General features: G+C 70.6%; 16 protein-coding genes. 3 read left to right on the top strand and 13 right to left on the bottom strand.

The genetic code is table 11. From position 1 onward, the window contains the following. The 12 genes from H5J26_RS17095 to H5J26_RS17040 form a co-directional block, all read right to left on the bottom strand. On the bottom strand, positions 1 to 276 hold a 276-nt coding region (locus H5J26_RS17095; protein WP_419183811.1), incomplete at its 3' end, for an AAA family ATPase. Positions 277 to 341: 65 nt separating this feature from the next. Further along, the gene (locus H5J26_RS17090; RefSeq protein ID WP_181766732.1) at positions 342 to 554 is read right to left on the bottom strand and encodes a hypothetical protein; all 213 of its coding nucleotides are present in this window, start codon (positions 552 to 554) and stop codon (positions 342 to 344) included. Between the two features lie 442 nt (positions 555 to 996). Next, positions 997 to 1,599 carry a hypothetical protein gene (locus H5J26_RS17085; RefSeq protein WP_181766731.1) on the bottom strand — a complete coding sequence of 201 codons (603 nt, stop codon included), beginning with the start codon at positions 1,597 to 1,599 and terminating at the stop codon, positions 997 to 999. Between the two features lie 6 nt (positions 1,600 to 1,605). Beyond that, the gene (locus H5J26_RS17080; protein WP_181766730.1) at positions 1,606 to 3,996 is read right to left on the bottom strand and encodes an MMPL family transporter; all 2,391 of its coding nucleotides are present in this window, start codon (positions 3,994 to 3,996) and stop codon (positions 1,606 to 1,608) included. A 287-nt stretch (positions 3,997 to 4,283) separates the two neighbouring features. Continuing rightward, a complete protein-coding gene (gatB, locus tag H5J26_RS17075; RefSeq protein ID WP_181766729.1) occupies positions 4,284 to 5,792 on the bottom strand; it encodes an Asp-tRNA(Asn)/Glu-tRNA(Gln) amidotransferase subunit GatB in 1,509 nt (502 codons plus the stop codon). A gap of 13 nt (positions 5,793 to 5,805) precedes the next feature. Further along, positions 5,806 to 6,051: a hypothetical protein gene (locus tag H5J26_RS17070; RefSeq protein WP_181766728.1), complete on the bottom strand. Its 246-nt coding sequence runs from the start codon at positions 6,049 to 6,051 to the stop codon at positions 5,806 to 5,808. After that, a complete protein-coding gene (gene gatA / locus H5J26_RS17065; protein WP_181766727.1) occupies positions 6,048 to 7,541 on the bottom strand; it encodes an Asp-tRNA(Asn)/Glu-tRNA(Gln) amidotransferase subunit GatA in 1,494 nt (497 codons plus the stop codon). The genes H5J26_RS17070 and gatA overlap by 4 nt, the downstream gene beginning before the upstream one ends. 5 nt (positions 7,542 to 7,546) lie before the next feature. Beyond that, positions 7,547 to 7,843 (bottom strand): Asp-tRNA(Asn)/Glu-tRNA(Gln) amidotransferase subunit GatC, encoded by a 297-nt coding sequence (gene gatC, locus H5J26_RS17060; RefSeq protein ID WP_181766726.1) that lies wholly within the window; start codon positions 7,841 to 7,843, stop codon positions 7,547 to 7,549. Positions 7,844 to 8,278: 435 nt separating this feature from the next. Further along, complete coding sequence (locus tag H5J26_RS17055) at positions 8,279 to 10,597, bottom strand: putative bifunctional diguanylate cyclase/phosphodiesterase (RefSeq protein WP_181766725.1); 2,319 nt, start codon at positions 10,595 to 10,597, stop codon at positions 8,279 to 8,281. A gap of 254 nt (positions 10,598 to 10,851) precedes the next feature. Continuing rightward, a complete protein-coding gene (gene ligA / locus H5J26_RS17050) occupies positions 10,852 to 13,032 on the bottom strand; it encodes an NAD-dependent DNA ligase LigA (protein WP_181766724.1) in 2,181 nt (726 codons plus the stop codon). A 15-nt stretch (positions 13,033 to 13,047) separates the two neighbouring features. Continuing rightward, entirely contained in the window at positions 13,048 to 14,136 is a 1,089-nt protein-coding gene (locus H5J26_RS17045; RefSeq protein WP_181766723.1) for a methionine synthase, read from the bottom strand. After that, the gene (locus tag H5J26_RS17040) at positions 14,133 to 14,822 is read right to left on the bottom strand and encodes an SDR family oxidoreductase (protein ID WP_181766722.1); all 690 of its coding nucleotides are present in this window, start codon (positions 14,820 to 14,822) and stop codon (positions 14,133 to 14,135) included. The genes H5J26_RS17045 and H5J26_RS17040 overlap by 4 nt, the downstream gene beginning before the upstream one ends. Positions 14,823 to 14,984: 162 nt before the next feature. Between H5J26_RS17040 and H5J26_RS17035 the strand changes: the two genes are divergently transcribed. Both H5J26_RS17035 and H5J26_RS17030 read left to right on the top strand, forming a co-directional pair. Next, the gene (locus H5J26_RS17035; protein WP_181766721.1) at positions 14,985 to 16,091 is read left to right on the top strand and encodes an ATP-binding cassette domain-containing protein; all 1,107 of its coding nucleotides are present in this window, start codon (positions 14,985 to 14,987) and stop codon (positions 16,089 to 16,091) included. After that, complete coding sequence (locus H5J26_RS17030) at positions 16,088 to 16,960, top strand: ABC transporter permease (protein WP_181766720.1); 873 nt, start codon at positions 16,088 to 16,090, stop codon at positions 16,958 to 16,960. Before H5J26_RS17035 ends, H5J26_RS17030 begins: the two co-directional genes overlap by 4 nt. Before the next feature lie 44 nt (positions 16,961 to 17,004). On the opposite strand, the gene H5J26_RS17025 is transcribed toward H5J26_RS17030, so the two are convergent. Further along, positions 17,005 to 17,529, bottom strand: coding sequence for a TIGR00730 family Rossman fold protein (locus tag H5J26_RS17025; RefSeq protein WP_181766734.1), 525 nt, complete (start codon positions 17,527 to 17,529; stop codon positions 17,005 to 17,007). Between the two features lie 22 nt (positions 17,530 to 17,551). On the opposite strand from H5J26_RS17025, the gene H5J26_RS17020 reads away from it, so the two are divergent. Continuing rightward, a partial coding sequence (locus H5J26_RS17020) for an NAD-binding protein (protein WP_235980774.1) occupies positions 17,552 to 18,286 on the top strand: 735 nt, incomplete at its 3' end.

Here is an 18,286-nt window from a genome sequence, read left to right as displayed (position 1 = left end):
GTAGAGGTCCACCTCGCTCGGGTGCTCGGTGTCTTCGAGGCAGCCGCCGACGGCGGCCGTGGCTCCGGAGGCACGGGCGGCGGTCAGGAACTCCTCCAGCAGGCGGGTCTTGCCGACGCCTGCCTCGCCGCCGAGCAGCAGCATCTGCGGCTCGCCCGCGTCGGCGCGGGCGAGCGCATCTGTGAGGAGGGTCAGTTCGTCCCTGCGGCCGACGAAGACGGGGCTGACGGTGGAGTCGTCTTGCACGTCGCCAAGCATGACACCGGCGACCGACATCGCGGGAGGCGATTTTTCCGGCGATATCCCTTGAGGGGAGACGGAGGAGGACACGGGCACCGCTCTCACGCGGCGGTGGACCAGTCCTTCCTGGCCTTCCTGGCTTCGCTCTCCGCCTCCTCCTGTCGCTTGCTCTCGCGCTCGGCTTCAGCGAGCGCACGGGCTCTGCGTTCGGCTTCGGCCTCACGGCGGAGGTCGGCGATGCGGAGAAGTACGGCTTCCTGGGTGTAGAACATCTCGTGCTCCCGGTCGGTGGTGGCTTTTCTTCGTGCCTCCACCTTCGTCTCCCAGGGGGGTCCGCCACATCGGGCGATTGCCCGGTCTTACGGACGTGAGGGGCCTTATGCGGACGTGCAGGGCCTTAGGGCGTGTCCGGCAAAGTCCCGCCTGGGGCGCGGGGGCTACTCAGCCGGGCGGTGAGGGCGGGTAAGGACCCGGAATTGGCGAGGCCCGAAGGGCCGGGGGATGCGGCTCCGAAGGGCCGGGCGATGCAGCCCGAAGGGTCGGGCGGCGCAGCTCGCGAGGGCCAGGGCGATGCGGCCGGGAAGCGCCGAGGGCGCGGTCGTCCGGCGGGCGTTGCGGGGCTGAGCGCGCAGCCCGGGTCCGAGTGCGGGCGCAGCTCGGAAACGGCTCGTGAGGGCCGGGGGCCCGCCTCCGGTGGATCGGGATCACCGGTGGGTGTGCGCCCCCGGCCGGCTCACGGCCGTACGGGACCAGCCGTCAGGAAGGCTGGCCGGGAACCTTGGGCGGGCTGGCGAAGAGGTCGAAGTACATGCCGCCCGCGATGAGGAGGCCGATCACTCCGAGGATGACGCCGCCCAGCGCGACCGACTTCACCCAGGAACGCGTCTCGGCACGGTTGGCGACGAGGGCGAGAAGCACACCGCCCACGACGACGGCGAGCAGCGCGAATATCCCGTTGAAGAGGGCGCTGGCGTGCCAGGGGGCGCCGTACAGGGCGCTGATCTGGTCACCGCCGCCACCGCCACCGCTCGGCGGCTGTGCGCTGCTCTCGATCTGGCCGATGAGCTGCTTGCGCTCACGCAGCATCTCGCTCAGCGAGGTGCCCGTGAGGGAGGACAGCCCCAGTGCGGCGCTGACGACCGCGGCTGCGCCGGCCCCCAGTCCGCTGCTGCGCAGCCCTGTCGGCTGCTCGGTGACTATGACGCGGTCGTCATCTGCCAGATCGTCATCGGAAGCGTGGTCATCGGCCGCAGCCGGGGCCTCGGGCTCACTCGCCACGGCAGCCGTGGGCTTGTCCTCGGCCTCCGGGGTGGTGCCGGTGTCTTCGCTCTTGTCAGTCTTCGTTGTCTCGGTAGCCATGGGGCGTCACCGTAGGGGCCGTTTCTGAGAGTCGGATGAGAGTTCCGCACGTGGTTGCGGAACCGTTGTCGTAGCGACGGCGCCGACCGGTTCCGGAAGGAGTTCCGGCACCTTCTCGGGAACCGGTTCCGGCTCGATGCTCAGCCGTGGCAGCCGCTTCTCCAGCCACGCGGGGAGCCACCAGTTCGCGCCGCCGAGCATGTGCATGAGCGCGGGGACGAGCAGCGTACGCAGCACGAAGGCGTCCAGAGCGACGGCGGAGGCGAGCCCGATGCCGAACATCGCGATGATCCGGTCGCCGCTGAGCACGAAGGCTCCGAAGACCGCGATCATGATCACGGCGGCGGAGTTGATGACCCGCCCCGTCTCGGCGAGGCCGACCCGAACCGATCTGCAGTTGTCACCGGTCAGGCGCCATTCCTCGTACATGCGGCTGACCAGGAAGACCTGGTAGTCCATGGACAGCCCGAAGAGCACGGACACCATGATGACCGGCAGGAACGGCTCGATGGGCCCCGATCCGCCGAGCCCGAGCATGCCGCTGCCCCACCCCCACTGGAAGACCGCGACGACGATTCCGCAGGCGGCGGAGACCGCCAGCACGTTCATCAGGGCCGCCTTCAGCGGAATCCCGATGCTGCGGAAGGCGAGCAGCAGCAGGGCGCATCCCAGCGAGACCACGACTCCCACGAACAGGGGCAGCTTGCCGAGAATCACGTCGGCGAAGTCGTCGTGTGCGGCGGTGACGCCTCCGACGTGGACGTCCAGCGAGTTGGAGTCGGTGGACTCCGGCAGCACGTCGGTGCGCAGCCGTTCGACCAGCTCAGAGGTCTCCTCAGCCTGCGGGGCGCTGTCCGGGACGACGGTGATCACTCCCGTGCTGCCGTTGCCGTTGAGTTCCCCTCCGGAGACCTGGGCGACGCCCTCGACGCCCCGCAGCTTCTCCGGCAGCTCCTCGAAGGCGAGCTTCGAAGCGGCGCTGTCGATCTCGCCGACCAGTGTCAGCGGCCCGTTCGTGCCGGGGCCGAAGCCGTCGCCGAGCATGTCGTACGCCTGCCGAGTGGTGGCGGTGGAGGGGTTGTTGCCCTGGTCGGAGGTGCCGAGCTGCAGCCCGAACATGGGCACGGCCAGCACCACCATCACCGCTGCGGCGAACCCGCCGAGGAGGCGCGGGTGGCGCGAGACGAAGGCGGACCAGCGAGCCGTCAGTCCGGCGCGTACCCGCGTCCTCGTCTCGGAGCCGTCCTCGACCTCCTCGGCGTCCATGAGATCCACGTGCACCTCGGGGCCGTGCTCGGCGAGCCGTTTCCTCTCCCGCCTGCTCAGGGCGCGCATGCCGATCACTCCGAGCATCGCGGGCACCAGGGTCATCGAGGCGAGCACCGCGAGCACCACCGTCAGCGAGGCGGCCACGGCGACGCCGTTGAGGAAGCTCAGCTGGAGTACGAGCATGCCCATCAGCGCTATGCAGACCGTGACACCGGCGAAGACGACGGCACGTCCGGCCGAGGCGACCGCCCGCTGCGCGGCTTCCGCGACCGGCAGGCCCTCCTTCAGACCGCGACGGTGACGGGTGATGATGAAGAGCGCGTAGTCGATGCCGACGCCGAGCCCGATCAGGGTTCCCAGCATCGGTGCGAAGTCGGCGACCGTCATCACATGGCTGAGCAGTCCGATCCCGAGGGTGGCGGTGCCGACGCTGACGAGGGCGGTCAGCAGGGGCAGCAGCATCGCCGAGAAGGAGCCGAGGGCGATGAGCAGCACGACGGCCGCGACACCGATGCCGACGGCTTCGGCCATGTGCCCGCCCTCCTCCTCGGTGAGGCCGATGGCTTGCCCGCCGAGTTCCACGTCCAGGCCCCGCACGTCGTCGCCCCCGCGCTGTGCGGCGTCGATGACGGGCTGCACGTCCTTCTTCTGCAGCTTCTCGACGGGGGCGTCGAAGGTGATCGTCGCGTAGGCGGTACGGCCGTCGCGGCTGATGCGTTCCTCGTGTTCCTGCTGCCCGCCGGAGCGGTCAGGCCGTTCGGCGGACGCCCCCGCCGCGTCGCCGTACGGGCTGCTGACAGCGCTCACTCCGGGCAGGGCGTCGACGTCGTCGAGGGCCTTGCTCATCGCCTTCTTGACCTGGGCGTCACGGACGCTGTCGTTGCCCGGGTCCGTCTTCTCCGGGGAGCCCGTCTTCCAGACGATGGTGTCGCTGTCGCCCGAGCGTTCGGGGAAGCCCTGGCTGAGGAGCGTGTTGGCGCGTCCGGACTCGGTACCGGGGACGTCGTACTGATTCGAGTAGGCCGAACCGGTCAGGACCGCGGACGTGGCCACGCCCACCAGTACTGCGCACCACATCAGCACGACGACCAGACGGCGGCGCAGGCACCAGCGGGCGAGAGCCGTCATAGGTGTTCGACCTTCCCGGAGAGGGGGCGATGGCGCTCTCCCTACCGGGCTGCCGGTTCGGTGCGAGCGGGGCGAAGACGAGGCAGCCGTGATGCCGCCGTTATGTGACCGTCCTGGCAGCGTGACATCGTTCGAAGATCCATTGCGAGCTTTGTGTTGATGGCCACATCGCGGCAGGATCCTGTGAAGGTGCAGGTCACTGCGTACGGACACAGCGCGGGGACGGTCCGTGACGGACCGTCCCCGGCTCCTGCGTCTTTCCTCCCCGTCGCGCGGACGGGCAGTCGTCAGCCCTCGACGCCCAGCTTCTCCAGGATCAGCTCGCGCACGCGCGCCGCGTCCGCCTGACCCCGGGTGGCCTTCATGACGGCACCCACGAGAGCACCTGCCGCCTGCACCTTGCCGCCGCGGATCTTCTCGGCGATGGCGGCGTTGCCGGCGATCGCCTCGTCCACCGCCGTGCCCAGGGCGCCTTCGTCGGAGACGACCTTGAGGCCGCGCTTCTCCACTACGTCGTCGGGCGATCCCTCGCCGTCCAGGACGCCTTCGATGGTCTGGCGCGCCAGCTTGTCGTTGAGCGAACCCTCCTCGACGAGCGCGCAGACCCGTGCGACCTCCTCCGGCCCGATGGGCAGCTCGGCGAGGTCGGTGCCGGACTCGTTGGCGCGACGGGCGAGTTCGCCCATCCACCACTTGCGCGCCTGGTCAGCGGGGGCACCCGCCTCGACCGTGGCGACGATCAGATCGACCGCTCCCGCGTTGAGCACGGACTGCATCTCGTGCTGGGAGATGCCCCACTCCTCGCGCAGCCGGTTGCGTCGCAGCCGCGGCAACTCCGGGAGGGTCGCGCGCAGTTCCTCGACCCACTCGCGCGAGGGCGCGACCGGCACCAGGTCCGGCTCGGGGAAGTAGCGGTAGTCCTCCGCCTCTTCCTTGACGCGGCCGGAGGTGGTGGTGCCGTTCTCCTCGTGGAAGTGCCGCGTCTCCTGGATGATCGTCTCGCCCGCGTCGAGCACGGCCGCGTGGCGCTGCACCTCGAACCGGGCGGCGCGCTCCACGCTGCGCAGCGAGTTGACGTTCTTCGTCTCGCTGCGCGTGCCGAAGGCCTTCCGGCCCTTGGGACGCAGCGACAGGTTCACGTCGCAGCGCATCTGGCCCATCTCCATGCGGGCCTCGGAGACCCCCAACGCCTTGATGAGCTCACGCAGTTCGGCGACGTACGCCTTGGCCACCTCGGGCGCGCGCTCGCCGGCGCCCTCGATCGGCTTGGTGACGATCTCGATCAGCGGGATGCCGGCCCTGTTGTAGTCGAGCAGCGAGTGCGAGGCGCCGTGGATCCGGCCCGTCGCGCCGCCGATGTGCGTCGACTTGCCGGTGTCCTCCTCCATGTGCGCGCGTTCGATCTCGACGCGGAAGATCTCGCCGTCCTCCAGCTGCACGTCGAGATGGCCGCCGAAGGCGATGGGCTCGTCGTACTGGGAGGTCTGGAAGTTCTTCGGCATGTCCGGATAGAAGTAGTTCTTCCGGGCGAAGCGGCACCACTCGGCGATCTCGCAGTTGAGCGCGAGGCCGATGCGGATGGCGGACTCGACGCCGACGGCGTTGACGACCGGCAGCGCGCCGGGCAGACCCAGGCAGGTCGGGCAGGTCTGGCTGTTGGCGCCCTGCCCGAGAGTGGTCGAGCAGCCGCAGAACATCTTCGTGGCGGTGCCGAGCTCGACGTGGACCTCGAGCCCCATGACGGGGTCGTAGGTGGCCAACGCGTCCTCGTACGGCACGAGTTCAGTGACGGTCACGGAAAAATGCCTCTCAGTCGTCCGCGAGGACATCGTCGAGGTCGACCCGCCGCAGCTCCCGGACGAGCAGCGCGACGCCCGTCACGATGCCCGCCGCCGAGACGGCCACGTCGACCAGCTGGAGTGTGTCTCCCTCGCGGCGGGCCTCCCTGCCGCGCTTGATCGTGCCGACGACCCCGAAGAGGGAGCTCGCGATGGACACGTACATGCCGATCCTGGATTTCTTCTGGCCCTTGGCCTTCTGCAGCATTCCACTCACAGCGACGGTGCCTCCTCAAGCAGCGGGTGCCCCCAACGTGCCTGGTGGGCGGCTTCCAGGGCCGCACCGACACGATAGAGGCGGTCATCGGCCATGGCCGGAGCGATGATCTGCAGCCCCACGGGGAGGCCGTCCTCCTCGGCCAGACCGATCGGAACGGACATGGCGGCGTTCCCGGCCAGGTTGGACGGGATGGTGCACAGGTCGGCCAGGTACATGGCCATCGGGTCGTCGGCGCGCTCGCCGATCGGGAAGGCCGTGGTCGGGGTCGTGGGCGAGACGAGTACGTCCACCTGCCCGAAGGCCCGCTCGAAGTCGCGGGTGATCAGCGTGCGCACCTTCTGCGCCGAGCCGTAGTACGCGTCGTAGTAGCCGGAGCTGAGTGCGTACGTGCCGAGCATGACGCGGCGCTTGACCTCGTCCCCGAAGCCCGCTTCGCGGGTCAGCGCGGTGACCTCCTCCGCGGAGTGCTCACCGTCGTCGCCCACCCGCAGCCCGTAGCGCATGGCGTCGAAGCGGGCGAGGTTGGAGGAGCACTCGGAGGGTGCGATCAGGTAGTAGGCGGCCAGCGCCTTCGTGAACGACGGGCAGGAGACCTCGACGACCTCGGCGCCCAGCTCACGCAGCAACTCGACCGTCTCGTCGACGCGCTGGAGCACGCCCGCCTGGTACCCCTCGCCGCGGAACTCCGTGACGACGCCGACCCGCAGGCCCGACACGTCGCCGTTGCGAGCGGCTGCGACGACGTCCGGGACGGGCTGGTCGATGGAGGTGGAGTCCATCTCGTCGTGCCCCGCGATCACCGAGTGCAGGAGCGCGGCGTCCAGGACGGTACGGGCGCAGGGCCCGCCCTGGTCGAGGGAGGAGGAGAAGGCGACCATGCCGTAGCGCGACACCCCGCCGTAGGTCGGCTTGACGCCCACGGTGCCGGTGAGGGCGGCGGGCTGGCGGATGGAGCCGCCGGTGTCGGTGCCGATGGCCAGCGGCGCCTCGTACGCGGTGAGCGCGGCGGAGGAACCGCCGCCGGAACCGCCCGGGACGCGGGTCAGGTCCCACGGGTTGCCGCTGGGGCCGTACGCGCTGTTCTCGGTGGAGGACCCCATGGCGAACTCGTCCATGTTGGTCTTGCCGAGGATGACGACGTCCGCCTCCTTCAGCTTCCGGACCACGGTCGCGTCGTACGGCGGGATCCAGCCCTCGAGGATCTTCGAACCGACGGTCGTGGGAACGCCCTTGGTCGTGAAGAGGTCCTTCAGCGCCAGCGGCACCCCGGCCAGCGGGCCGAGTTGCTCGCCGCGCGCCCGCTTCGCGTCGACCTCGCGCGCCTTGGCGAGGGCGCCTTCGCGGTCGACGTGCAGGAACGCGTGGACCTTCTCGTCCACGGCGTCGATCCGGGCGAGATGCGCCTCGGTGACCTCTACTGCGGTGACCTCACCGCTCGCGATCATCTCCGCCGTACGCGCGGCGGTCAGTCTTGTCAGATCGGCCATCGCGATCAGTCCTCCCCGAGGATCTGCGGCACCTTGAAACGCTGCTGCTCCTGGGCCGGGGCTCCGGAGAGCGCCTGCTCGGGGGTCAGGCTCGGACGAACCTCGTCCGGGCGCATGACATTCGTGAGCGGCAGCGGGTGGGAGGTCGGCGGTACGTCCTCGGCGGCGACGTCGGAGACGGTGGCGACAGCACCGATGATGTCGTCGAGCTGTGCGGCGAAGTGATCGAGCTCTTCGGCCTTCAGCTCCAGGCGCGCCAGCCGGGCGAGGTGGGCGACCTCCTCGCGCGAGATGCCAGGCATGCAGCGGTCCTCTGGGTGAGTGTTGGATTGTCCGCCCCAATCCTATGGCTCCTGCCGACGGGTACGTGCCGCAGGGCGGGAGGCACCGCCCTGCGGAGGTACGCCCCGGGGGCCGTGAGCGGGCTGCGAGCGGGGGGACGAAAATTCTGACGAGGGGCTGCCGGAAGGCCGAGGAGCTCTCGCAGCTCACCCCTCCTGGAGGGCGCGCACGTCTCGCCGGACACTCCCCCGCAGCGACTCCTCGCCCGGTTCTCACCGCGACCGGGGCTGTTCGTGATCGTCGGTGACCGCCCGCCTGTGCGCTCGGAGAGCGGGCCGCGGCACAGCCGGGACTCAAAGCGCTCAGCACACGGCGCACCCCAGGGCCGGGACAGCCGCCGGACACCATGTCCACGGGTGCACGGTGCAGTTCCGTGCGCCCGTGGACATGGAGGGCTACTGGACCGGCTGCCAGCCCGTGGGGCGGTTCGCGTCGTGCGCGGACCCGCTGGGGGCGGAAGGCGGCCCGGGCGGGCGGGGACTCCCGCCGGTGGAGCCCGGGTTGGGCCGGGAGTGGCCGGTGATCTGCGTGTGGGAGTGGCCGGGGGTCTGCGTGTGCGAGGAACCGCACTCCAACTGCGGCCGGGCGGGGGCCTGTTCCAGCGAGTGCGGCACACCGTCGCGGGCACGCAGCCATGCCGTCGTCTCGTCCGGCGGCATCGCCGCCGCCACGAGCCAGCCCTGGACGGCGTCACAGCCCAGGTCCCGCAGGCGCTCCCACGTCTCGTCGTCCTCGACGCCCTCGGCCACGACCAGCAGACCCAGCGAGTGGGCCAGGTCGACCGTGCAGCGGACGATCTCTGCGTCCTCGGCGTCCACCGCGAGCCGCGCGACGAACGAGCGGTCGATCTTCAACTCGCTGACCGGGAGCCGCCGCAGGTGAACGAGCGAGGAGTAGCCGGTGCCGAAGTCGTCCAGCGACATCTTCACGCCGTGCCCGGCCAGCGCCGCGAGGGTGTCGGCCGCGCGCTGCGGGTCCTCCAGCAGGACGTGCTCGGTGATCTCCAACTGGAGTGCCCCGGCAGGGACTCCGTGCCGGGCGAGTCGCCCGGCGACGGCCCCTGCGAAGCCGGGTGCGTGCACGTCACGGGGAGAGACGTTCACCGCGACGGGAACGGTCAGCCCGTCCGAGCGCCACCGGGCGACCTGGGCGAGTGCCGTCTCCAGCACGTACTCCGTCAGCCGGGGCATCAGCCCCGACGTCTCGGCTATCGCGATGAACTCGTCCGGAGGGACGCGGCCACGCTCGGGATGCACCCAGCGCACCAGGGCCTCCAGGCCGGAGACGACGCCGTCGAAGCCGACCTTCGGCTGGTAGTGCAGCTCGACCTCGCCGGCGTCGAGGGCACGCCGCAGGTCGGCCAACAGGCCCAGCCTGTCAGGGGTGTTGCTGTCGCGCGTGGCCTCGTAGACCTCCACGCCCGTGCGGTCCCGCTTGGCCTCGTACATCGCGACGTCGGCGCGGCGCAGCAGCCCCTCCGCCTCACGGGCGTGGTCGGGGAAGACGGCCACACCCGCGCTGGCCTCCAGGACCAGGGTCAGCCCGTCCAGGTCCAGGGGGGAGCCCAGCGCGGACACCAGACTGCGGGCGGCGCGGATGGCGCTGGTCGTCGAGTCGGCGAGCGGCAGGAGCACCGCGAACTCGTCGCCGCCGAGCCGGGCCGCCTCCGCGCCCCGCGGCAGGGCGGCCCGCAGCCGCTCCGCGATCTTCAACAGCAGCCTGTCGCCCGCGAGATGGCCCAGGGTGTCGTTGACGGAGCGGAAGCGGTCGAGGTCGATGAGGACGAGCGCGGAACGCGCTTCCGTACGGTCGGCCTCGTCCAGCGCCGACCAGGTGCGCTCCAGCAGCCACTGGCGGTTGGGGAGCCCGGTGAGCGGATCGCGGAGGGCCTCCTCCGCCCGGACGCGCGCGATCCACAGGGTGGAGTCCAGCGCGATGAGCGGCACCGCGAACAGCGGGAGCAGCACGGGCCGGGAGGCGGCGACCACAGCGATCAGCGGTGAGATGCCCAGCAGTGCGAGGGCGACGAGCCCCTGGCGCATCAGGGACCTGCGCAGCGCAGTGGGCAGCCCCGCCTTGCGGTGGCTGTAGGAGAACCACAGCAGCGTGCGGGTGGCCAGTAAATAGGCGCAGGCCGTGAGGACGACCTCGGGGAGCGCGAAGTAGCCCCAGTCCTCGGGCTTCCAGGGGTGCTCGACGGAGGGGTGGACGCCGAACGCGCTCAGCGCCAGGGCAGCCGCGCCGATGCCGAGGATGTCGACGGCGCCGTGCACCACCGCCTGGCGCCACCGGCGGCGACGTGCCGCACCGACCAGCACGACGACGGACAGGCTGACCAGGACCGCCGGCACCCAGCCGTTGAGGAGCAGGATCGCCAGCGTCAGCGCCGCCCCCGAACCTGTGCCTCCCCACCAGCGGTCACGGCCGAGCGCCACGAGGTGCCCGACGATGATGCCGGTGAGCACCGCCAGCGACCAGCCCGTGACGGCGTCGGGGAAGAGCGCCTTCCCTTCCGTCACGACACGGAAGACGCCCGTGCCGAGTGCGATGCACGCTCCGACGACGACGAGCACAGGCAGCCCGGGCACGCGCAGCGCCGCCAGGCGCTGCACCCACGGCGCGTCCTCCGCTCCCGCCGTGGTCCCCGCACTACCGCTCGTGCCGTCGGACGAGCTGGAGTACGGGGGGCCGTGGCCCCCAGGAATTTCCTGCATGCCCGTCCCTCTCGCAGCCGTCCGTGCCTGCTCGCCAACCAGGCACACACATCAACAGTAGGCCGCACACCGCTGCCAGGGCAGCGATCGGCCCGGGTTGACTATGTGCGACCCGGCTGATCCAGCCCCATTCGGGAGCAACAACCGATAACTGTGCGGCTCCTGAGTGCATACCCTGGCGTAAACGCATGGGACACCTGTGACGGGCGTACAACACCGGGGAAAAAGGGAGGAGTTGGCGGACCCACAGTGCCCTATTCGGGGTGTTTTTCAGCCACTTCGCGTGCGGCGTCCGGCCCTTGCTCCAGCAGAACGGCGAGTCCGTCATCGTCCAAAATAGGCACCTTCAACTGGACGGCCTTGTCATATTTCGACCCCGGACTCTCACCGACGACCACGAAGCCGGTCTTCTTCGAAACGGATCCGGTCACCTTCGCACCCCGCTCCTGGAGCGCCGCCGTGGCGCTGTCCCGTGTGAGCGTCGCGAGCGTCCCGGTGACGACGACGGTGATCCCCTCCAGGGGCCTCGGGCCTGCCTCTGCCGAGCCCTCCTCCTCCATCCTCACGCCCGCAGAACGCCAGCGTTCGACGATCTCGCGATGCCAGTCCTCCGCGAACCAGGCCTTCAGCGAAGCCGCGATGGTCGGGCCGACGCCCTCCGTGGCCGCCAGCTCGGCCTCGTCCGCCTCGGCGATCCGCTCCACCGAGCGGAACTCACGGGCCAGAGCCTCGGCCGCGACCGGACCCACGTGCCGGATGGAGAGCCCCGTGATGATCCGGGCCAGCGGACGCTCCTTGGCGGCCTTGATGTGCTCCAGCATCGAGAGGGTGTTCTTGCGGGGCTCCCCCTGCTTGTTGGCGAAGAGGGTGACGACCTTCTCCTCGCCGGTCTCCGGATCACGCTTGGGCAGCCCGCTGTCCGGGTCGAGCACGAAGGACCTGATGGGCAGCAGGTCGGAGACCTCCAGGTCGAAGAGGCCGCCCTCGTCCTTCAGCGGCGGCTCTGCCGGCTCCAGCGGCTGCGTCAGAGCCGTGGCCACCACGTAGCCGAAGTGCTCGATGTCGAGACACTTGCGGCCCGCGAGATAGAACAGGCGCTCCCTCAACTGGGCAGGGCAGGAACGGGCGTTGGGACAGCGCAGGTCGATGTCGCCCTCCTTCATGGGGCGCAGCTCCGTCCCGCAGTCGGGGCACCGGTCGGGCATGACGAACTCCCGCTCGCTGCCGTCCCGCAGGTCGGCCACGGGGCCAAGGATCTCCGGGATGACGTCACCGGCCTTGCGCAGCACGACCGTGTCACCGATGAGGACGCCCTTGGACCTGACCACCTCCTGGTTGTGCAAGGTGGCGAACTCGACCTCGGAGCCCGCGACCGTCACCGGCTCCACCACCGCGAACGGCGTGACCCGGCCCGTACGGCCAACGCCGACACGGATGTCGACCAGCTTGGTGTTCACCTCTTCCGGCGCGTACTTCCAGGCGATGGCCCAGCGCGGGGCGCGGGAGGTCGAGCCCAGACGGCCCTGGAGCCGCACCTCGTCCAGCTTCACCACGACACCGTCGATCTCGTGCGCCACGGAGTGCCGGTGCTCGCCGTAGTAAGCGATGAACTCGCGGACGCCCGCCAGCCCGTCGACGACCTTGGTGTGCGTCGAGGTGGGCAGGCCCCACTCGCGCAGCAGGTCGTATGCATGGCTGAGGCTGTCGATCTCGAAGCCCTCACGGGCGCCGATGCCGTGGACCACCATGTGCAGCGGACGGGACGCGCTGACCTTCGGGTCCTTCTGGCGGAGTGAACCGGCCGCGGCGTTGCGCGGGTTGGCGAACGGCTTCTCGCCGGCCGCCACCAGACGTGCGTTCAGTTCCTCGAAGCCCTCCATCGGGAAGAAGACCTCGCCTCGGACCTCGACGAGATCGGGCACGCGCTCGCCGGTCAGCCGCTCGGGGATGTCGGAGATGGTGCGCACGTTCGGCGTGATGTCCTCGCCGGTACGGCCGTCCCCGCGGGTGGCCGCGCGGGTCAGACGGCCCCGTTCGTAGGTGAGGTTGACCGCCAGGCCGTCGATCTTGAGCTCGCAGAGGAAGTGGTGCTGAACGCCCTCCAGTTCACGGCGGACGCGCTCCTCCCACTCGCCCAGCTCCGTGTCGTCGAAGGCGTTGTCCAGGGAGAGCATCCGCTCCTGGTGGGCGACTTCGGTGAACTCCGTCTCGTACTGCCCGGCGACCTTCTGCGTGGGCGAATCGGGCGTGACCAGCTCCGGGTGCTCGGCCTCCACGGCCTCGAGCTCGCGCAGCAGCCGGTCGAACTCGGCGTCGCTGACGACCGGTGCGTCCCGTACGTAGTAACGGAAGCGGTGTTCCTCGATCTGCTCCGCCAGTCGCTGATGCTGCTCCCGCGCCTCGGCGGGCACTGCCGCATGCTGATTGCCGGCCACCGTCTCGTCCTCCCGTTACTCAGGGTTGTCAGCGAGGGATCTCGCGGCCCGGACGCAGTGGGCGAGGGCCGCACGCGCGTACGCGGGCGAAGCACCGGCGAGACCGCACGCCGGAGTGACCACGACCGACTCCGCGAGGAGGGCCGGGGACAGCCCGAGCCTGCGCCACAGCGTCCTGACACCACTGACGCTACCGGCAGGGTCTGACAATCGGCCCGACGCCGGGTCGCGGCCCGGCACCACTCCCGCGAAGAGCGCCGTGCCGCCTTCGACGGCCTCGCCGAGCACTTCGTCCTCACGCTCGGTGAGCAGCGCCGCGTCGAAGGAGACGCCTGTGACGCCGGCCCGCCGCAGCAGTCCGAACGGAGGCGACGGTGCGCACGAGTGCACGACGACGGACACTCCACCGCCGTCGCCGCCGCCGATGCCTTCGATCAACTCCCGCAATGCCCCTTCGGCCACCACGCGGTCCACCGCCCCGTGGCTGCGGTAGCCGCTGGCCGTGGGCACCTCGCCCCGCAGCACGGCCGTCAACGACGGCTCGTCCAGCTGCAGTACGAGCCGTGCGCCGGGCACCCGGCGCCGCACGTCCGCGAGATGGTCCCGCAGGCCCTCCGTGAGGGACGCCGCCACATCACGGCAGGCACCCGCGTCGCCCAGGACGGCCTCGCCGCCCCGGCGCTCCAGGGTGGCCGCCAGGGTCCACGGGCCGACCGCGGAGACCTTCAGCGCACCCTCGTAGCCTCCGCCCGAGCCCTGAGTGAACTCCTCCAGGGCGTCCAGGTCTTCGCCCATCCAGGACCGTGCCCGCCGGGTGTCCCTGCCCGGCCGGTCGCTCAGGCGCCAGCCGCTGGGCTCGACGTGCGCGTACAGCTCCGCGAGCAGCCCGATGGTGCGTCCGGTCATGTCGGCGCCGGGCCCGCGTGCGGGGAGTTCGGGGAGGAAGGCGAAGGACTCCAGCGTGCCGGTGACCGTACGGGCCGCCTCGCGTGCGTCCTCACCGGGCATCGAGCCGATACCCGTCGCTGCCGCGGTGCCCCAGGAGAAGCGCCCGTTCCCCCACTTGTCCGTGTGCCCGTCCGTACCGGCCGCGGCGGTGCTCATGCGGACGGCTTCACGGTCAGGTCGGTGACTTCGGCGCTGCGCGGCAGGTCCAGCGCGGTCAGCAGCGTCGTCGCGACGGCGTCGGGCGTGATCCAGCGCTCCGGGTCGTACTCCCGGCCTTCCTGACGGTGCACCTTCTCCTGCATGGGCGTGGCGGTGCGTCCGGGGTAGACCGACGTGACGCGGATGCCGTTGCCGTTCTCCTCGGCGCGCAGCGCGTCCGCGAGCGCCTTCAGGCCGTGCTTGCTGGCGGCGTACGCGGCCCACTGCGGGTTGGCGCGGAGCCCGGCTCCGGAGTTGACGAAGAGGACGTGGCCCCGGGCCAGCCGGAGCTGGGGCAGCAGCAGCCGCGTCAGTTCGGCGGGCGCGACCAGGTTCGCGGCAAGCGTGACGTCCCAGACCTTGGGCGTCAGTTCGGCGACCTCGCCGAGTTCGACGACGCCGGCGATGTGCTGGAGGGAGTCCAGCTGTGCGGGCAGTTCCTGGTGGCTGAGCGCCCACGAGAGCCGCCCGGGCTCGTCGAGATCGCCGACGAGAGTACGGGCGCCGGGGAAGCGCTCCGCGAGTTCCTTCGCCCGGCCGGCGTCGCGTGCCAGCAGCCACAGTTCGTCGCCGCGTTCGAGGAGGCGCCCGGTGACGGTGGCGCCGATGCCGGAGCCGGCGCCGGTGATCAGATGCGTTGCCATGCCCCCATGTTCCCGCAGCCGGTCGCGTGGTGGCGAAGCGGTCACCGGACGAAGGCATTCCACCGATGAGTTTCGGTGCCGGGCCGGGTCTGTCGGCTGTGAGCTGGGCGGCGCCCGTACGGGGCCGTACAGGATGCGGGCACGAGATCAGGGAGGCCAGCGATGCGAACCGAGGCCGCGAGGAGCACCTCGTCGCGGGAGCCGGACGGTCCGGCGATCGAAACAAGAGGACTGGTGAAGGTCTTCGGCGACAACCGCGCCGTGGACGGCATCGACCTGCGGGTCCCCGCCGGCACCCTCTACGGCGTGCTCGGTCCCAACGGCGCGGGCAAGACCACCGCCGTGAAGATGCTGGCCACGCTGCTGCGCCCGGACGGCGGCGAGGCACGGGTGTTCGGGCACGACGTGGTGCGTGAGGCGGACGCCGTACGCACCCGCGTCAGCCTCACCGGGCAGTACGCCTCGGTCGACGAGGATCTGACCGGTACGGAGAACCTCGTACTGCTGGCACGCCTGCTCGGACACTCCAAGCCCGCGGCGCGCAAGCGGGCGGGACTGCTGCTGGAGTCCTTCGGGCTGACGGATGCCGCCGGACGCCAGGTCAAGCAGTACTCGGGCGGCATGCGCCGCCGCATCGACATCGCGGCCAGCATCCTGAACACGCCGGACCTGCTGTTCCTGGACGAGCCCACCACCGGTCTCGACCCCCGGAGCAGGAACCAGGTGTGGGACATCGTGCGCGCCGTCGTCGCGCAGGGCACCACGGTGCTGCTGACCACGCAGTACCTGGACGAGGCCGACCAACTCGCCGGCCGCATCGCCGTCATCGATCACGGCAGGGTCATCGCGGAGGGCACCCCGGGGCAGTTGAAGTCCTCCGTGGGCGCGGGTTCGGTGCATCTGCGGCTGCGTGACGCGGGGCAGCGGGAGGAGGCGCGACGCGTCCTCTCGCAGACGCTCGCCGCCCAGGTGCAGCCGGAGTCCGACCCGGTGGCGCTCACCGCGCGCGTGCAGGGGGGCGGCACCGAACGGGGCGCCGCCGAGCAGGCCGCCCTGGCCCTTGCGGAACTCAGCCGCTCCGGAATCACGGTGGACCACTTCTCGCTGGGTCAGCCCAGCCTGGACGAGGTCTTCCTCGCCCTCACCGACCGCCCTGCGCACGACGAGCAGCCGGAAAACGGCCGAGCCGGCCACGGCTCTCCCCTGAACACCCCCTCCCAGAAAGGCCGTTCACGCAACGGTCAGGCCGCCGAGGAGGCGACACCATGAGCGCTTCACCCGCATCCGCCCCCACGCCCGCCGCCCGCGCAGCCGTACCCCGGCCCGCGAGAAGCGGCCGTGACGGGCTGTCAGCCGTGCTCGCCGCAGGGCAGCGGCCCGCACGCCCCGGCGCGCTGGCAGTCAGCATGACCTTCGGCTGGCGGGCCATGCTGAAGATCAAGCACGTGCCCGAGCAGCTCTTCGACGTGACCGCTTTCCCGATCATGATGACGCTGATGTTCACGTACCTCTTCGGTGGTGCCCTGGCGGGCTCGACCACTGAGTACCTGCAGTTCCTGCTGCCGGGCATCATGGTGATGAGCGTCGTGATGACGACCATGTACACGGGCGTCTCGGTCAACACCGACATCGAGAAAGGGGTGTTCGACCGGTTCCGTACGCTCCCGATCTGGCGGCCCGCCCCGATGGTGGGCTACCTCCTGGGTGACGCGTTCCGCTACACCATGGCGTCGGTGGTCATCCTCGCCGTCGGCCTGGTCCTCGGCTTCCGGCCGGCGGGCGGGGTGTTCGGGGTGCTCGCCGGCATCGCGCTCCTGGTGGCCTTCTCCTTCGCCTTCTCCTGGCTGTGGACCATGTTCGGGCTGCTGCTGCGCACGGAGAAGTCCGTGATGGGCGTGAGCATGATGGTGCTCTTCCCCCTCACCTTCCTCAGCAACATCCTGGTCGAGCCGAGGACGATGCCGGGTTGGCTTCAGGCGTTCGTGGACGTCAACCCGGTCACCCATCTCGTCGCGGCCGTACGCGGACTGATGCAGGGCGAGTGGATCGGGCACGAGATCAGCTGGACGTTGATCTCCGGAGCCGTACTGATCGGGGTGTTCGGGACGCTCACCATGCGCCTGTACAACCGGAAGTGAGCGTGTGACGGACCGGCCCGGCCGGGAGTGCACCGGGCCCGCCGTCACGCCTCCAGCAGCTCGAGCGCCCGCGCGCCGTCGTCCGCGAAGGAGACCAGCTCGGACAGCGGAACGGGCAGGAAGCCTTCGGCCTCCATGCGGAGGAGTTGCTGGTGCAGCCCGTCGTAGTAGCCCGCGGTGTTGAGCAGCACGACGGGCTTGGCGTGCAGTCCGTGCTTCTTGAGCTCCATGATGTCGGTGGCCTCGTCCAGCGTTCCCGTGCCGCCCACCATGATCACGAACGCGTCGGCGCGCTCCAGCAGTTGGGCCTTCCGTTCGGCCAGGTTCGCGGTGACGACCATCTCGTCCGCGCCCTCGCGGGCCACTCCTTCCAGGAACTCCACGGAGATCCCGACGAGGCGTCCTCCCGCGCCCTGAACGCCGTCGGCCACGACCTTCATCAGGCCGACGTCGGATCCTCCCCACACCAGTGAATGTCCGCGGCTGCCGATAAGCTCGGCGAACTCGCGTGCGGGCTCGGTGTATACGGGGTCGAGCTCGGCGGCCGAGCAGAAGACACAGATGTTCAGGGGGGAACTGTCCTTGGCAACCATGGACAGCAGCCTAGGGCGCGGCGGCCTGCGGGGACACATGGTCGTCTGCGGTGACAACGCCCTCGCGCAGCGGATCTGCAGGGAACTGGCCACCGTCTACCGGCAGCACGTGACCGTCGTCCTGCCTTCGCTGCGCGGCGGCAACCACGGGCCGCAGATCGCCGAACTGGTGAGCGCGCCCGAGCTGTCCGTGGAGGCGGTCGAGGCCGGCGTCCCCGACGACGCGGCGCTGATCCGGGCGGGCATAGAGCGGGCCAGCGCGCTGGCGATCACTTCCGGCGACGACCAGTTGAACATCTACATCGCGCTGCGCGCCCGCCGCATCAACCCTCAAGTGCGCCTGGTCATCCGGATGTTCAACCGCAACCTGGGCCGCTATCTGGCGGACCTGCTGGACAGGGCGGCCCGGCTGAGCGGGACCCGGCCCGCCGGCCCCGCGGGCAGCGGCGCCGCGGACGCCACGACGACCGTGCTCTCCGACTCCGACACCGCCGCCCCGTCCATCGTCGCGGCCGCCGTCGTCGGAAGCGACAAGGTGATGCACGCGGACGGACTGCTGCTCCGGGCGAAGGAACGCACCCTCGGCAGCGTGAGCCGCCGCCACCCGCTGTGCACGCTGGCGCTGCTGCCCGCGACCGAGGACTCGCAGGACCACGAGGGCTCGAGCGACGAGAGCGACGAGAACGAGGGCGACGCCGGAGCCGGCAGTGGTGACGGCGGGATCGGAGAGACC

The sequence above is a fragment of the Streptomyces albidus (ex Kaewkla and Franco 2022) genome, assembly GCF_013870515.1.
Taxonomy (GTDB): domain Bacteria; phylum Actinomycetota; class Actinomycetes; order Streptomycetales; family Streptomycetaceae; genus Streptomyces; species Streptomyces albidus.
The sequence above is the reverse complement of the archived record's forward strand: the minus strand, read 5'-3'. Positions and strand labels throughout refer to the sequence as shown.

Coding starts and splice junctions, on each gene's coding strand:
- H5J26_RS17085 (WP_181766731.1), bottom strand. CDS start 1,599: ATGGCTACCGAGACAACGAAGACTGACAAGAGCGAAGACACCGGCACC.
- H5J26_RS17080 (WP_181766730.1), bottom strand. CDS start 3,996: ATGACGGCTCTCGCCCGCTGGTGCCTGCGCCGCCGTCTGGTCGTCGTG.
- gatA (WP_181766727.1), bottom strand. CDS start 7,541: ATGGCCGATCTGACAAGACTGACCGCCGCGCGTACGGCGGAGATGATC.
- gatC (WP_181766726.1), bottom strand. CDS start 7,843: ATGCCTGGCATCTCGCGCGAGGAGGTCGCCCACCTCGCCCGGCTGGCG.
- H5J26_RS17055 (WP_181766725.1), bottom strand. CDS start 10,597: ATGCAGGAAATTCCTGGGGGCCACGGCCCCCCGTACTCCAGCTCGTCC.
- H5J26_RS17045 (WP_181766723.1), bottom strand. CDS start 14,136: ATGAGCACCGCCGCGGCCGGTACGGACGGGCACACGGACAAGTGGGGG.
- H5J26_RS17040 (WP_181766722.1), bottom strand. CDS start 14,822: ATGGCAACGCATCTGATCACCGGCGCCGGCTCCGGCATCGGCGCCACC.
- H5J26_RS17035 (WP_181766721.1), top strand. CDS start 14,985: ATGCGAACCGAGGCCGCGAGGAGCACCTCGTCGCGGGAGCCGGACGGT.
- H5J26_RS17030 (WP_181766720.1), top strand. CDS start 16,088: ATGAGCGCTTCACCCGCATCCGCCCCCACGCCCGCCGCCCGCGCAGCC.